The organism is Natrialba sp. PRR66, assembly GCF_034808065.1.
In the GTDB taxonomy this organism is placed as follows: Archaea; Halobacteriota; Halobacteria; order Halobacteriales; family Natrialbaceae; genus Natrialba; species Natrialba aegyptia.
On record NZ_JAXHGN010000310.1, the window covers coordinates 1 to 228 of the forward strand.

Sequence of the window (228 nt, forward strand, 5' to 3'; positions counted from 1 at the left end):
CATCGCTGACCCCGCTATCGCGAACAAAGCGAAGGAGGGCCGACTCGACGAACTCATCGAGTGCATGGGATGCAACCAGGGATGCATCGAACGCATCTACGACGGTGCGGAGTGTCGGTGCGTCCTCAACCCGGCGACGGGGTTCGAGGACGAACTCGGAATGGGGACGCTCTCACACACCGATGACCCGAAGTCCGTCCTCGTCGTCGGCGGCGGTCCGGGCGGGAT

1 pseudogene is annotated in these 228 nt (G+C 64.0%); it reads left to right on the forward strand.

From position 1 onward, the window contains the following. Positions 1-228 (forward strand): annotated as a pseudogene (locus tag SM755_RS24310) (NADH:flavin oxidoreductase); the annotation flags it as partial.